The organism is Mycobacterium sp. IS-836, from assembly GCF_001954275.1.
GTDB lineage: Bacteria > Actinomycetota > Actinomycetes > Mycobacteriales > Mycobacteriaceae > Mycobacterium.
In genome coordinates this window covers 1-14,287 of sequence record NZ_MBEU01000082.1, presented here as the reverse complement: position 1 = coordinate 14,287, position 14,287 = coordinate 1, and the positions used below count along the sequence as shown (strand labels likewise).

At 68.1% G+C, this 14,287-nt stretch carries 12 protein-coding genes; 5 read left to right on the top strand and 7 right to left on the bottom strand.

Annotated elements, in window-relative coordinates:
• On the top strand, positions 1-267 hold a 267-nt coding region (locus A5747_RS22200), incomplete at its 5' end, for a hypothetical protein (protein ID WP_233148114.1).
• Positions 268-278: 11 nt separating this feature from the next.
• Here A5747_RS22200 and A5747_RS22195 read toward each other — a convergent pair.
• Positions 279-1,424 carry an AI-2E family transporter gene (locus tag A5747_RS22195; RefSeq protein WP_076128353.1) on the bottom strand — a complete coding sequence of 382 codons (1,146 nt, stop codon included), beginning with the start codon at positions 1,422-1,424 and terminating at the stop codon, positions 279-281.
• A gap of 168 nt (positions 1,425-1,592) precedes the next feature.
• Between A5747_RS22195 and A5747_RS22190 the strand changes: the two genes are divergently transcribed.
• Positions 1,593-2,768: a YbhN family protein gene (locus A5747_RS22190; RefSeq protein WP_076128359.1), complete on the top strand. Its 1,176-nt coding sequence runs from the start codon at positions 1,593-1,595 to the stop codon at positions 2,766-2,768.
• Positions 2,769-2,776: 8 nt separating this feature from the next.
• Here A5747_RS22190 and A5747_RS22185 read toward each other — a convergent pair whose 3' ends face one another.
• A complete protein-coding gene (locus A5747_RS22185; protein WP_076128351.1) occupies positions 2,777-3,307 on the bottom strand; it encodes a hemophore in 531 nt (176 codons plus the stop codon).
• Between the two features lie 321 nt (positions 3,308-3,628).
• Between A5747_RS22185 and A5747_RS22180 the strand changes: the two genes are divergently transcribed.
• On the top strand, positions 3,629-6,664 hold the full coding sequence (locus A5747_RS22180) for an efflux RND transporter permease subunit (protein ID WP_076128358.1): 3,036 nt from the start codon (positions 3,629-3,631) through the stop codon (positions 6,662-6,664).
• Positions 6,661-7,176, top strand: coding sequence for a transcriptional regulator (locus tag A5747_RS22175; RefSeq protein ID WP_076128349.1), 516 nt, complete (start codon positions 6,661-6,663; stop codon positions 7,174-7,176). Before A5747_RS22180 ends, A5747_RS22175 begins: the two co-directional genes overlap by 4 nt.
• On the opposite strand, the gene A5747_RS22170 is transcribed toward A5747_RS22175, so the two are convergent.
• Entirely contained in the window at positions 7,177-7,866 is a 690-nt protein-coding gene (locus A5747_RS22170) for a hypothetical protein (protein ID WP_076128348.1), read from the bottom strand.
• Positions 7,863-8,477, bottom strand: a complete 615-nt coding sequence (locus A5747_RS22165) for a hypothetical protein (RefSeq protein WP_076128346.1) — start codon at positions 8,475-8,477, stop codon at positions 7,863-7,865. The genes A5747_RS22170 and A5747_RS22165 overlap by 4 nt, the downstream gene beginning before the upstream one ends.
• A 42-nt stretch (positions 8,478-8,519) precedes the next feature.
• On the opposite strand from A5747_RS22165, the gene A5747_RS22160 reads away from it, so the two are divergent.
• Positions 8,520-10,505, top strand: a complete 1,986-nt coding sequence (locus A5747_RS22160; RefSeq protein WP_076128345.1) for a M13 family metallopeptidase — start codon at positions 8,520-8,522, stop codon at positions 10,503-10,505.
• Here A5747_RS22160 and A5747_RS22155 read toward each other — a convergent pair.
• The 3 genes from A5747_RS22155 to A5747_RS22145 all read right to left on the bottom strand — a co-directional run bounded on the left by A5747_RS22155 (position 10,489) and on the right by A5747_RS22145 (position 14,287).
• On the bottom strand, positions 10,489-12,735 hold the full coding sequence (locus tag A5747_RS22155; protein WP_076128343.1) for a molybdopterin-dependent oxidoreductase: 2,247 nt from the start codon (positions 12,733-12,735) through the stop codon (positions 10,489-10,491). The genes A5747_RS22160 and A5747_RS22155 overlap by 17 nt on opposite strands.
• Positions 12,732-13,319 (bottom strand): TetR/AcrR family transcriptional regulator, encoded by a 588-nt coding sequence (locus tag A5747_RS22150; protein ID WP_076128341.1) that lies wholly within the window; start codon positions 13,317-13,319, stop codon positions 12,732-12,734. The genes A5747_RS22155 and A5747_RS22150 overlap by 4 nt, the downstream gene beginning before the upstream one ends.
• Before the next feature lie 77 nt (positions 13,320-13,396).
• Positions 13,397-14,287 carry an Ig-like domain-containing protein gene (locus tag A5747_RS22145; protein WP_142245688.1) on the bottom strand — a complete coding sequence of 297 codons (891 nt, stop codon included), beginning with the start codon at positions 14,285-14,287 and terminating at the stop codon, positions 13,397-13,399.

Below are 14,287 nucleotides of genomic sequence, written 5' to 3'. Positions count from 1 at the left end.
CAGCCCGCCCAGCCGGCACGTCCCCCGTCGCCGTCGGCCGGTCAGACGCAGGCAATGCGCGTCCCGTCGAACAACGAACCCGCCGGCGGGCCCCCGGTCAGGCGGCCGGAGGCCGACGATTCCGATGCGGCCACCGAGAAGCTGAACGCCCGCGGACAGGGCGATCCCGGCGAGCCGGGCGACAATGGCGACAACTCGCGCCCGCGCCGCCGCGGCGGCGGCGGTCTGTCCGCGCAGGATCTGCTGCGCCGCGAAGGCCGGCTGTAGAACCTCGGCCCTCAGGCCGACTGTTCGTCGGCGCTGTCCGGCTCCGCCTGGACGATGCCCCCGTCCTCGTCCTCCTCGGTCTGCTTCTCGGCCTCGGCGGATGGATCGGGCGCGAGCAGCACCTGCATCGCGTTGTTGAGGAACGCGACCGTCGGCACCGCCAGCAGAGCGCCGACAATTCCCGCGAGCACGCCGCCGGTCGAGATGGCCAGCACCACCGCCAGCGGATGAATGGACACCGCGCGACCCATCACCAGCGGCTGCAGCAAATGGGCTTCGAGTTGGTTGACCGCAATCAGCAAACCCAGGGTGATTAGCGCGTAGACGATCCCCTTGGCCAGCAGGGCGACCACCACGGCCAGCAGGCCCGAGACCAACGCACCGATCAGCGGGATGAACGCGCCCAGGAAGACGATCGACGCCAGCGGCAGCGCGAGCGGGATGCCCATGATCGCCAACCCCGTGCCCACGCCGGCCGCGTCGGTCAGCGCCACCAGGAACGTGGCCCGCACGTAGCCGATCAACGACCCGTATCCGGCGCGGCCGGCCGCCATTACCCGCTGACGGGCGTCGGCCGGGAAGATCTTGATCACGTACTGCCAGATGTTGCGGCCGCCGTAGAGGAAGAAAATCAGCGTGAACAGCACCAACACCGCCGCGGTGACCAGCTCGGTGACCGTGGCGGCCGTGGACAGGGCGCCGCTGGTCAGCTTGGACTGATTGTTGTGCAGCGCCTGGATCGCGGCGTTTCCCGCGTTGTCGATCTGCTCGCCGCGCAGATGCGCGGGCCCTTCGATCAGCCACCTGCGGGTGGAGTCGATGCTGCGCTCCACCTGCTTGGTCAGGTCGGGCAGCCCGTAGATGAACTGGATGATGACGAACGACAGGATGCCGCCCAGGATCGCGAAGCCGCCCAGCAAGACCAGCGCCACCGCGCCACCCCGCGGCAGCCCACGCCGGTCCAGCCAGTCGACCGCCGGCACCAGCAACGCGCTGATCATCAAAGCCAGCAACACCGGGACGACGATGATTTCGAGCTTTTTCACGACCCACAGCAGGGCGACCACCGCGGCCAGGATGACGAGCAAGCGCCAAGACCAGGCCGCGGCCTTGCGGACAAGCGGTTCGACCGCGGCGTCGTCAGGGTTTGCCGGCATTTGGCCAGCCTATCCACCGGGGGCCTTCGCCAAACGCCGCCGCACGCGTCCGCGGGTCGGGCCCGGACCACCCGGGCGGCACGATCCGGTTACGGCCCCAGAACGACCCTGACACGTTCGGAGCTTCGCCTCGATTGTGGCGCCACCTGCACGGTTACCCTGATGCACGTGTCGCCGGACGCACCCGCCCGCAAGGTCGACTTCCCACGCCAAGACACCGCGCGCGGGAAGTACTGGTGGCTGCGCTGGGTGGTGCTTTCCATCGTCGCGGTCGTGCTGGCCGTCGAGATCGCACTCGGATGGGACCAGCTGGCCAAAGCCTGGACGAGCGTCTACGAGGCCAACTGGTGGTGGCTGCTCGCCGCGGTGGCAGCGGCCGCCGCGTCGATGCACAGCTTCGCCCAGATCCAGCGGACGCTGCTGAAATCCGCCGGAGTTCACGTCAAACAACTGCGGTCGGAGGCCGCGTTCTACGCCGCCAACTCGCTGAGCACCACGCTGCCCGGCGGGCCGGTGCTGTCGGCCACCTTCCTGTTCCGTCAGCAGCGGCTCTGGGGCGCCTCGACGGTGGTGGCGTCGTGGCAGCTGGTGATGTCGGGTGTGCTGCAGGCCGTGGGGCTGGCGCTACTCGGCCTCGGCGGCGCGTTCCTGCTCGGCGCGAAGAACAACCCGTTCTCGCTGCTGTTCACGCTCGGCGGCTTCGTCGCGTTGCTGCTGCTCGCCCAGGCGGTGGCGTCGCGGCCGGAGCTGATCGACGGCATCGGCAGCCGGGTCTTGTCGTGGGTCAACTCCATTCGGGGGCGGCCGGCCGACTCCGGTCTGGAGAAGTGGCGCGCGACGCTCATGCAGCTCGAATCGGTGAGCCTGGGCCGCCGCGACTTGGGCGTGGCCTTCGGCTGGTCACTGTTCAACTGGATCGCCGACGTCGCCTGCCTCGGCTTCGCCGCGTATGCGGCGGGCGACCACGCATCGGTGGCCGGCCTGACTGTCGCCTACGCGGCCGCCCGCGCGGTCGGCACGATCCCGCTGATGCCGGGCGGGCTGCTGGTCGTCGAGGCGGTGCTGGTGCCGGGCCTGGTGTCCAGCGGCATGTCGCTGCCCAGTGCCATCTCGGCGATGCTGATCTACCGGTTGATCAGCTGGTTGCTCATCGCCGCGGTCGGCTGGGTGGTGTTCTTCTTCATGTTCCGCACCGAAAACATCGCAGACTCGGACGACGACGAACCGATCACCGGTCCGCTACCCGTCGTGCGGCACCCCGGCGACCCCGCCGCCGACCCGACGGAGACGGCCCTGCAGGGACCGCTGCCGCCGCCCGATCGAGATCCGGAAAGCGGCGCCTAGCCGACCCCTCAGCCGACGTTGTTCGCCCGCGGCGGAACACCCACCGGTCCGCTCGGGGTGCCTATCGTGACGCCCGGCAGCAGGGCGCCGCCCGGCGCGGGCGGGACCGGCCCCGTCGCTGCGGGTGGCCCACCCGTCGCACCCTGGGCCTGCTGCATGAGGCCCATCGCCTGCGGGAGCGTGATCGGCAGCTTGCACTGGGTCGAGACGTTGGTCAGCGGCTGCGCGATGGACGTCATGTCAAGGGCGACCTTGGGGTTGGCCTGGAGGTAGGACTTCATCGAGTCCAGCGATTGCGGGCCGGCCTGCTGCTGCAGCATCGTGGTCATCGCCTGGTTCGTCTCGGGATGCGCGTCCAGGTAGTCGCCCATCGACCTGGAGACCGAACCGATCGTCCGCGCGACTTCACTGGCCGCGCACGGGTCGCTGGCACCGGTCGCCGGCGGCCCCGCCACAACCGCGGCCGCGGCGCACGGCGCGGCGGCCGCGAGCACCACTGCCACGATCCTGCGGCGTCCGGTCGCGGTTGCTGTCCTCATGGATAACTCCTTTGAGTTTGCGAGGTCTCGCGATTTCTGACGCGTCGCAAACCGCTGCGATAGAGGGGCCGATTTCGCCGCGGAGTTCCCCGACCTCCGCGCGGCATGCGACATCCTGCCATCCCCGGTACGGGGGCTGCCAGTCGATGTGACCGACATCCCCGTTGATCACCGATTCACAACGGCTTCGCAGCGTCTTGGCAACTTCGGTGTCTGCGCAGCTCAGGAACCAGATAAGCGGCCGTGCTCCACAGCCTCCTGCGGTATTCTCGCCCTCACGCATTACGCGAGCAGACCGGGGAGACCGAAATCCAGCAGTTCATGATGCGCCTAAGCCGCAGCCTGCGCAGGCACCGCTGGTTGGTCTTCACAGGCTGGTTGCTGGCGTTGGTGCCGGCGGTCTATCTGGCCCTGACGCAGTCGGGAAATCTCACCGGCGGCGGTTTCGAGGTGGCCGGCTCCCAGTCGCTGGCGGTCCACGATCAGCTCGAGGAGCAGTATCACGAGCAGGGGGCGTCATCCCTGGCCCTGGTCGCCGCCCCGCGCCCGGACGCCAGCTACCAAGACATCAACGACGCGGTCGCGCAGCTGCGACAGATCGCCGGTGAGTTCCCCGGCGTCACGGAGGTGCCCAACCCCACCCAGCGGCCGCCGCAACCCGACCGGCCGTATGTGGTGTCGCTGCGGCTGGATTCGCGCAACTCCGGCACCAGCGACATCGCCAAGCAGTTGCGCCAAAAGGTGGGCATCAATGGCGACCAGTCCGGCCAGACCGCGAACGGCCGGGTGCGGCTCTACGTCATCGGGCAGGGCGCGCTCAGCGCCGCGGCGGCGGCAAACACCAAACACGACATCGCCAAGGCCGAACAGTGGAACCTGCCGATCATTCTTATCGTCTTGCTCGCGGTGTTCGGTTCGCTTGCGGCAGCGGCGATTCCGTTGGCCCTGGGCGTCTGCACGGTCGTCGTCACGATGGGCCTGGTCTACCTGTTGTCCGCGTACACGACCATGTCGGTGTTCGTGACGTCGACGGTGTCCATGTTCGGCATCGCGCTTGCCGTGGACTACTCGCTGTTCATTTTGATGCGCTTCCGCGAGGAGCTGCGTACCGGCCGCCAGCCGCGCGAAGCCGTCGATGCCGCGATGGCCACCTCCGGGCTGGCGGTGGTGTTGTCGGGGATGACGGTGATCGCGTCGCTCACCGGCATCTACCTGATCAACACCCCGGCGCTGAAGTCGATGGCCAGCGGGGCGATCCTCGCCGTTGCGGTGGCAATGCTGACGTCGGCGACCCTGACGCCGGCGGTGCTGGCGACCTTCGGCCGTTCGGCCGCCAAGCGCTCGGCCCTGCTGCACTGGTCGCGGCGGCCGGAGAGCACGCAATCGCGGTTCTGGAACCGCTGGGTCGGCTGGGTCATGCGCCGGCCGTGGATGTCGGCGCTGGCGGCCTCGGCCGTCCTGCTGGTCATGGCGGCACCGGCGACATCGATGGTGCTGGGCAATAGCCTGCTGCGCCAATTCGACTATTCCCACGAGATCCGCGCCGGGGTGGGCGCGGCATCCGAAGCGCTCGGACCCGGCGCGCTCGGCCCGGTTCAGGTGCTCGTCACATTTCCCGACGGCAGCGCCTCCGCACCCGAACACGGCCAGGCGCTCGCCGCGATCCGGCAACGAATGGCGCAGGCGCCCAAGGTCATATCGGTGGCGCCGCCGCAGTTCGCCGACGACAACAACAGCGCGTTGCTGTCCGCGGTGTTGTCGGTCGATCCCGAGGACATGAGCGCGCGGCACACCGTCGACTGGATGCGCGCGCAGCTGCCCAAGGAGCAGGGGGCGGCGCGAGTCGACGTCGGTGGTCCGACCGCGTTGATCAAGGATTTCGATGACCGCGTGTCGGCGACCGAGCCCGTGGTGCTGCTCTTCGTCGCGCTCATTGCGTTCGTGATGCTGCTCGTCTCGATCCACTCGGTGTTCTTGGCGCTCAAAGGCGTGCTGATGACGCTGCTGTCCGTCGCCGCCGCCTACGGCAGCCTGGTGATGGTGTTCCAGTGGGGCTGGCTGTCCGACCTCGGGTTCAGCCACATCAGCTCGATCGACAGCACGGTTCCCCCGCTGGTGCTGGCGATGACCTTCGGGTTGTCGATGGACTACGAGATCTTCCTGCTCACCCGCATCCGGGAACGCTTCCTGCGCACCGGAAACACCCGCGACGCGGTGGCGTACGGCGTGAGCACCAGCGCGCGCACGATCACCAGCGCCGCGCTGATCATGATCGCGGTGTTCATCGGCTTCGCGTTCGCGGGCATGCCGCTGGTGGCTGAGATCGGTGTGGCGTGCGCCGTCGCGATCGCGGTGGACGCCACCATCGTCCGGCTGGTCCTGGTGCCCGCGCTGATGGCGATGTTCGCCCAGTGGAACTGGTGGCTGCCCCGGTGGCTGTCCCGCGTCCTGCCGTCGGTGGACTTCGACAGGCCGCTGCCCGAGGTCGACCTGAGTGACATCGTGGTCATCCCCGACGACATCTCGGCGTTGACCGCGCCCAGCGCGGACCTGCGGATGGTCCTCAAGTCGTCGGCGAAACTGAAGCACTTGGCGCCCGACGCCATCTGCGTGGCCGACCCGCTGGCCTTCACCGGGTGCGGGCGCAACGGCAAGGCGACGGAACCCGGTCCCGAACAGGACAGCCGCGGCCGGGGCCCCGGCCAGATCCCCCACCAGGTCGACATCTGCGACGATGCCGCGGGGATGGTCTCGGCCGATTCGACGGCCGGCACGAACGGCAATTCCAACGGCCCCTTGGGGGCCAAGAAGCTGGTCGGTGGACTGGCGTCACGCAACGGCATCGCCCGGGCGATCGCCGGGGGTGACCGGCCGGTTCATCCGGTAACGCTGTGGCGGGGACGGCTTTCGGTCGCCATCGACGCGCTGGAGACCGACCTCGACGCCGACGCGGGCGAGGCACCTCGCTACGCACGGCGCAGCCCGGTGGAGACCACCAACGTGCAATTGCCCACCGGGGACCGGTTGCTGGTCCCCACCGGTGCGGAGGCGCTGCGCCTCAAGGGCTACCTGATCATGTGCCGTAACAGCAGCCGCGACTACGCCGAATTTGCTGACATGGTGGACACGCTGGAACCCGAAACCGCCGCGCTGGTCCTGGCCGGAATCGACAGGTATTACTGTTGTCAACCACCGAGGCAGCAATGGATTGCCACCCAGTTGGTCCGTCGGCTCGCAGATCCGCATCCGTCCGATTTCGATGAGCAGTGGACCGAACCAGACGCCAAGGCGGACTGGGAAGAGGTCCGGCAGCGCTGTCTGTCGGTGGCCGTCGCGATGCTGGAGGAGGCGAGGTGACGTTGGCAGCCGACCGACGCCCCACGCCGCCATCTCAGCGGCCGGCCCCTGAACAGCCCAAGCCCGGCGGTGATTCCGAGCAGGCGGTGGAGTTCTGGCCGACCTCGGCCATTCGCTCGGCGCTGCAGGGCGGGGACATCGACACGTGGAAGCGCATCGCCGGCGCGCTCAAGCGCGATCCGTACGGGCGCACGGCCCGTCAGGTCGAGGAAGTCCTCGAGGGCACCCGCCCGTATGGCATCTCCAAGGCGTTGTGGGAGGTCCTCGAGCGCGCCCGCGCCCACCTCGAGGCCAACGAACGCACCGAGGTGGCCCGACACGTGCGTCTGCTGATCGACCGGTCGGGGCTGGCAGAACAGGAATTCGCCTCCCGCATCGGGGTGGAGCCCGAGGATCTGGCCGCCTATCTCGAGGGCAGCGAGTCCCCGTCGGCCTCGCTGATGATCCGCATTCGTCGCCTGTCGGACCGGTTCGTCAAGGTGAAATCGACCCGATCCGCCGAATCCAACTGATCAGCGGCCGTTGACCGGCACCACGTCGGACACCAGCCAATTGCCGTCGCGCTTGATCAGCGCCACCCGCAATGCGGGCGCGGCCCGGCTGGGCGGCTGCCCGGGCGTGTTCTGGGTGACCCGAAGGATCACCGCCACGCTGGCTGCCGTCGGGCCGATGGCCTCGACTCCGGCCGCCAGCGTCGAGGCCTGTGCGGTCACGTTGCGCTGAGCCAGATCGGCGCTGGTCTTTTTGTATTGCTCCTTGAACGCGCCGGCCTGCTCGGGCACCATCATCGCCGCGGCCCGATCGATGGAACTCGTCGGCGCGCTCGGGGTGAACGACGCCATCGCCTCCGCCATCCCCGCGGCGACCTGCACCACCTGCCGCGAGTCCTTCTTGAACTCGCGATCCGACGTCGTCCAGTGCGTGTATCCGGTCAGCACGGCCGCCGTCAGCGCGGCCGCGCACAACAACACGACCGCCAGCCGCAGCCCGGGGGCGTCGTCGTCGGTGCCGACGCTCACCGAATCGCGTCGCAGCAGCCAGAAGTTGACGCCGATGCCCTCGGCGATCAACACCAGCAGCACCGAGCATGCCGACACCCACCACAGCGGCCAGCCCAGGATGACGCCGATCATCAGCAACGCGCCGATTGCGACCAGCGGGGCCACGATGTCGAAAACCAAGAGCCGCCAGAGATTCCTCATCGGATCGACTCCAGCCCGGAAATCATCAGCTTGCCGTCCACATCGGACACCTCGAGCCGCAAATTCCAGTGCACCGTCTGGGGTTTGGCGCCGACGTTCTCGCTGACCGACGTGGCGGCCAGCATCACCGAGTCGGCGCGGCTGGCGAACGGCGGCAACTTGGTGGGCACCACCGGCTTGGGGGCACCGGGCTGGGGATCCAGGTCGTGGCGCACCGTTTCGATCGCAACGGCTTCGATCCGGCCGCTGCTTTGCGACTGCAGCTTTTCCACCACCTGCCGGTAGGGCTGCATGGCCGCGTCGAAGTCGGTATTGAGTTCACCGACCGTGCCGTCGTGCAGCTTCTGCAGGCTGGTGTCGATGTTCTTCGTGTTCATGTTGATCAGCACGCCGGTCCAGTCGGCGGCCGTCTGCATGACGCGGCTCAGGTAGCTGCGTTCGCCCACCTCGTCACGGTGTGCGTTCCAGATGAGCGCGCCGAGTACCACCGCGGCCACCGACAGCAGGCCGATCACGGTCGACGCGATGCCGTACGGAGAAAACATCCCGTCCGCCGCGGCTTCCTCGACGGAATCGTCGTCGGGTGCTTCGGTCTCCTCGGCGTCGGACATGGGCCGATCGTTGCACCCGAAAAGAGATGGAAGGATGGCGGGGTGACAGTAGAGGCCATCCGCTCGGGCATCGACCTGAGCTATGTCGACGAGAATGCCCGCCCCCAGGACGATCTGTTCGGCCACGTCAACGGCCGCTGGCTGGCCGAATACGACATACCTGCCGACCGCGCGACCGACGGCGCTTTCCGCCTGCTCTTCGACCAAGCCGAGGAGCAGGTGCGCGACCTGATCGTCGAAGCGAGCCGAGGCGGCGCGCCGCTCGGCACCGATGCACAACGCATCGGCGACCTCTACGCCAGCTTCCTCGACGAGGAGGCAGTCGAACGGCGGGGAACCCGGCCACTACTCGACGAGCTGGCCATCATCGACGACGCCGCCGACGCCGCGGCGTTGGCCGCCGCCCTCGGCGCCCTGCAGCGCACCGGGGTCGGTGGCGGGGTTGGGCTGTATGTGGATACCGATGCAAAAGACTCGACTCGATACCTGGTGCACGTCAACCAATCCGGCCTCGGATTGCCCGACGAGTCCTACTACCGCGACGAGCAGCACGCCGCGGTACTGGCCGCCTACCCGGGACACATCGCGCGGATGTTCGGGCTGGTGTACGGCGGTGATGCGGCCGACCACGCCGAGACCGCGGCCCGGATCGTGGCGCTGGAGACCAAACTTGCCGCCGCACACTGGGATGTGGTCAAGCGTCGCGACGCCGACCTCACCTACAACCTGCGCACCTTCACCGAGCTACAGACCGAGGGGCCGGGCTTCGATTGGGTCGGCTGGGTGACGGCGCTGGGCGGCACGCCAGAGGCCTTCGCGGAACTTGTTGTGCGCCAACCTGATTACCTCACCGCATTCGCCGCTCTCTGGCATGGCGAAGAACTCGACGACTGGAAGCGCTGGGCGCGGTGGCGGTTGATCCGCGCCCGGGCGGCCTGGCTGACCGACGCCATCGTCGCCGCGGACTTCGACTTCTACGGCCGCCTGCTGACCGGCGCCGAACAGATCCGAGACCGCTGGAAGCGGGCGGTGTCGCTGGTCGAGGGCCTGATGGGCGATGCGGTCGGAAAGCTTTACGTGCAGCGGCATTTCCCGCCGGACGCGAAGGCACGCATCGACGTGCTGGTGAAAAACCTGCAAGAGGCGTACCGGATCAGCATCAGCGAGCTGGACTGGATGACGCCGCAGACCCGCGAGCGCGCGCTGGCCAAGCTGGACAAGTTCACCGCCAAGGTCGGCTACCCGGCGAAGTGGCGCGACTACTCCAAGCTGGTGATCGACCGCGACGACCTCTACGGCAACTACCAGCGCGGCTACGCCGTCAACCATGACCGCGAGCTGGCGAAGCTGGGCCGTCCGGTGGACCGGGACGAATGGTTCATGACGCCGCAGACCGTCAATGCCTACTACAACCCCGGCATGAACGAAATCGTCTTTCCCGCAGCGATTTTGCAGCCCCCATTCTTCGACGCCAGGGCCGACGATGCCGCCAACTACGGCGGGATCGGCGCGGTGATCGGGCACGAGATCGGCCACGGTTTCGACGATCAGGGCGCCAAGTACGACGGCGACGGCAATCTCATCGATTGGTGGACCGACGACGACCGCGCCGAGTTCGGTGCCCGCACCAAGACGCTCATCGAGCAATACGAGGCGTACACGCCGAGGGGACTCGACGGCGGCCACCACGTGAACGGCGCCTTCACCGTCGGCGAGAACATCGGCGACCTTGGTGGGCTGTCGATCGCGCTGCTCGCTTACCAGCTGTCGCTGAACGGACGGCCCGCTCCGGTCATCGACGGCCTGACCGGCGTGCAGCGGGTGTTCTACGGCTGGGCGCAGGTGTGGCGGACCAAATCCCGTGAGGCGGAAGCGATTCGGCGCCTAGCGGTGGATCCGCACTCCCCGCCGGAGTTCCGGTGCAACGGCGTCATCCGCAACGTGGACGCGTTCTACGACGCCTTCGACGTGACCGAGGACGACGCGTTGTTCCTGGAACCGCAACGTCGGGTCAGGATCTGGAACTGACCCCCGCCATCGCCTCGATCCTGGCGGGCACATGTTTGTGCCACGGCGTGCCGGCGTAGCTGTCACGCCATCGCGTGGACGTGAGCATGTTGGGCGCGATGCCGGGAACGACCGTGTGCCCGTCGTCGTCGATGTAGTCGAGGCCGAAACCGTTGGGCAGGGCCGCATGTCCGGGCAGCATGGTCTCGGCGATTTCGATGGTGGCCTCCGCGTTGCCGGCGGCCGTGCTGACCCGGGCGCGGCCGCCGTCGACGAGCCCTAGGGCCTGGGCGTCCTCCACGCTGACCCGTAACGCCCCGTCGGCGTCGCGTTTGCGCCAGGACGGGTCGCGGAAGATGTCGTTGGCGGTGTAGGCGCGCCGCTCGCCCACCGAGAGCACGATGGGAAACTCCGGCGTGGTCAGCCGCGGCGGTGCCGCGGTCAATGCCACCAAATCGGCCAGCATTTCGGGGATTTCCAGGGCGATCTTGTGATCGGCGTGGCCGATCAGCTCGAAGTCGTCCTCGTAGTTGTGGACGGTGAACGTGATTCCCGACGGGCTGTCGAGGATGGCGTCGAACAGCGCGTTGCCGTCGGCATGGCCGGCGCGGCGCACCGCGTCGGGATAGGTCATCGCGGTCTTCTGGGCCAGCCCCCACAGCGCGGCCGCGCCGGCCAGTCCCTCCGGCAGCGTCGGCCCGAGGGTCTCGTAAAGCACATACGGAAGCAACTTCGCCACGGTCGGGTTGGTGGCCATCGCGCCGAGGAACGTCTCGGTGTAGGCCTGGCGCCCGCGCTGCGCGGCCTCGCGCAGGGGGCGCAGGTCCGCCTCGTCGACGACGCCGAGCGCCCGCACCAGGCGCGCCCAGATCTCCGGTTCGGGCAGAGTGCCCGGCAAGGGCTCGAGCAGCGGCCGGCGCAACTGAAAGCCGTTGTGCGGGAACTCGAAATTGAAGAACGTGGCCTCGGGCTTTTCGAACTGGGAGGCCGCGGGCAGCACGTAGTGGGCCAGCCTGGCGGTCTCGGTCATCGCGACGTCGACGACCACCATCAGCTCCAGGCTCTGGAATGCCTCCCGGCACGCGGCCGAGTCGGCCAGCGAGTGGGCGGGGTTTCCGCTTTCGACGATCATCGCCCGGAATCGGTCCGGGTGATCGGTCAAAATCTCTTCGGGCACCGCATTGGCCGGGATCAGTCCGGCAATGATGGGTGCGCCGGTGACGGGAGTGCGGCCCGAGACCGTGCTGAACAGGGGTGCGAACGACGAATGCAGGTGCTGGCCACCCTTTTTCGCGAAATTGCCGGTGAGGATCCACAGCATCTTGTTCAGATAGGAGCACAGCGTGCTGTTGGGCCCCTGCTGGATGCCGAGGTCCTCGAACACGGCGACGCTGTCCGCGGCCGCGATGCGGCGCGCGGCCGCCCGAAGCAGCTCCTCGTCCACCCCGCAGCGCTGCGCGTAGTCGGCGACCGGGACCTCGCGCAGCGCGCTCCGCACGGCCTCGACACCGTGCACGTGTTCCGCGAGAAACGCCTCGTCGCAAAGGTTTTCCTGGACCAGGACGCCGGCCAGGGCGGCCAGGCACCACGCATCGGTGCCGGGCCGCACCCGTAGGTGGAAGTCGGACATCTTCGCGGTGTCGGTGAGCACGGGATCGATCACGATCATCGACCGGTTCGGGTCTTTGGCGATCTCGTTGAGCACCACCCGGGCCCGGGGAAAGCTCTGTGACATCCAGGGGTTCTTGCCGACGAACACCGACACCTCGGCGTGCTCGAACTCGCCTCGCGTGTGACCGCCGTACAGCTGCGCGTCGACCCATGCTTCACCGGTCTTCTCCTGCGCCAACGCATTTGACCGATACCGCGACCCCAGCGCCTTCAGGAACGCGCCGCTATAGGCGCCGCCCAGGTGGTTGCCCTGCCCGCCGCCGCCGTAATAGAAGATCTTGTCACCGCCGTAGGTATCGCGGATGTGCTTGAACCCCTCGGCGATCTCGACAATCGCCGTGTCCCAGTCGATCTCCTCGAAGCTTCCGTCGGGCCGTCGACGCATCGGAGACGTCAGGCGAGCGCGGTTGTTCTGGTAATGATCCAGTCGCAGCGCCTTGTTGCAGGTGTAGCCCTGCGACCCGGGATGCTCCTTGTCGCCGCGGATGCGCGCCAATGTGCGGTCCTCGACCTGCACGACGATGCCGCAGTTGCATTCGCAGAGAATGCATGCGGTGGGCTTCCAATCGGTGGTCGTCATTGCGAATTCCTTTCGGAGAGCTCGACTTCGAGGAGCCGGTGTAACTGGCGGTGCACGGCATCAAGCGGAGTCAGGTCGCGGCGCACCCGGGCCAGCACGATCGCACCCTCGAGCACGGCCGTCGCCGTCATCGCCAGGTCGCGGGCGCGGTCCGGCGCAATGCCGTCGCTGATGAAGCGCTGCGCTATCAGGTCGTTCCAGCGGTCGAACACCGCGGCGGCGCGCTCGACCACCGGCGCCATGCGGTCGCGGTCCTGCTCGTCACCGGCTTCGACCGAGACGGCGACGATCGGGCATCCGGCGCGGAAATCGCTGTCGAGCAGCTGGCGTCGATACGTGTCGATCAGCGTGTCCAATAATTCGCTGCTGCTGTCCGGCTGGCTGATGAGGGCTTCGACATGCTCGCCGGCGAAATCGACCGCCTCGCAGAGCAGTTGGGTCCGCCCGCCCGGGAAGTAGTGATAGGCCGAGCCGCGGGGCGCCCCGCTGTGCTCGAGGACGTCGGAGATCGCGGTGGCGTGCGCGCCGCGTTCCCTGATCAACAGCGCGGCGGAGACAACCATCCGCTCGCGGGGGCTTCGCATATGTATGATGCTATACATAACCGCCGGGCAAACGGAAGCCCCGCGAGCTGGGGCACTTCGTTTCAGCGAGCCGGAAGCTAGTTCATCCAGTCGGCGGAGCCGTCGTTCTTTTTGTAGTCGCCGCCGCTCGAGTTCTTCACGATGATCGGGTCACCGGCGCCGAAGTTGTCGAAGAACCACCTCGCGTTGGCGGGGCTGATGTTGATGCAGCCGTGGCTGACGTCGCGCTTGCCCTGGTCGTCCACCGACCAGGGGGCGCTATGCACGAAGTCGCCAACGTTGTCGAACCGGACGGCGAGTTCGACGGTCACCTTGTAGCCGTACGTCGAGTTGACCGGGACCCCGTAGGTCGACGAATCCATCACCACCGACGGCATCTTCTCCTGCACGTAGTACGTGCCGTTGGGAGTTTGGTGGTTGCCGGACGTCATGCCCATCGACATCGGGATGGTCTTCTCCACTGTGCCGTTGCGAGTCACGGTCAACTGGTGCGTGGCGTCGTCGGCGGTGGCGATCAGCGTGTCACCGGTGTGGAAGGTCGACACCGTGCCGCCCGCGTCGACGGTCACGGCGGTGTGTGCGGGCCAGAAGCTCAGCGGGCGCCACCGCAGCTGAGTGGGCGTCATCCAGTAGAACTTGCCGGGGACCGGTGGGACGGACGACACGTGCACGGCGTTGATCGCCGCGCCGGCGTCGTCGACCCGTCCGGGGAAGTTGATGATGATCGGCTGACCGACCCCCACCGTCGAGCCGCCGGCGGGCAGGATCTTCGGAGGCCCGAACGGCGCGGTGCCGGTGAACGGCGTCGGGTCCTGCCCGGCGGCTGCGGCCGCGGGTTGCGCGAACGGCGGCGGCGGAGCCAGCGGGTTGGGCGGCGGCGGGGGCGCGAGCGGATCGCCGGGCGGAGGAGGCGGCGGAGGCGCCACTAAGGGCGGCGGGCCTGGCGGGTCCGCGGGCGCGGCGACCAC

What these genes read in the sequence shown, in the direction of transcription:
- A5747_RS22185 (WP_076128351.1), bottom strand. Translation starts at nt 3,307, where the DNA reads ATGAGGACAGCAACCGCGACCGGACGCCGCAGGATCGTGGCAGTGGTG.
- A5747_RS22195 (WP_076128353.1), bottom strand. Translation starts at nt 1,424, where the DNA reads ATGCCGGCAAACCCTGACGACGCCGCGGTCGAACCGCTTGTCCGCAAG.
- A5747_RS22150 (WP_076128341.1), bottom strand. Translation starts at nt 13,319, where the DNA reads ATGCGAAGCCCCCGCGAGCGGATGGTTGTCTCCGCCGCGCTGTTGATC.
- A5747_RS22165 (WP_076128346.1), bottom strand. Translation starts at nt 8,477, where the DNA reads ATGTCCGACGCCGAGGAGACCGAAGCACCCGACGACGATTCCGTCGAG.
- A5747_RS22155 (WP_076128343.1), bottom strand. Translation starts at nt 12,735, where the DNA reads ATGACGACCACCGATTGGAAGCCCACCGCATGCATTCTCTGCGAATGC.
- A5747_RS22170 (WP_076128348.1), bottom strand. Translation starts at nt 7,866, where the DNA reads ATGAGGAATCTCTGGCGGCTCTTGGTTTTCGACATCGTGGCCCCGCTG.
- A5747_RS22180 (WP_076128358.1), top strand. Translation starts at nt 3,629, where the DNA reads ATGATGCGCCTAAGCCGCAGCCTGCGCAGGCACCGCTGGTTGGTCTTC.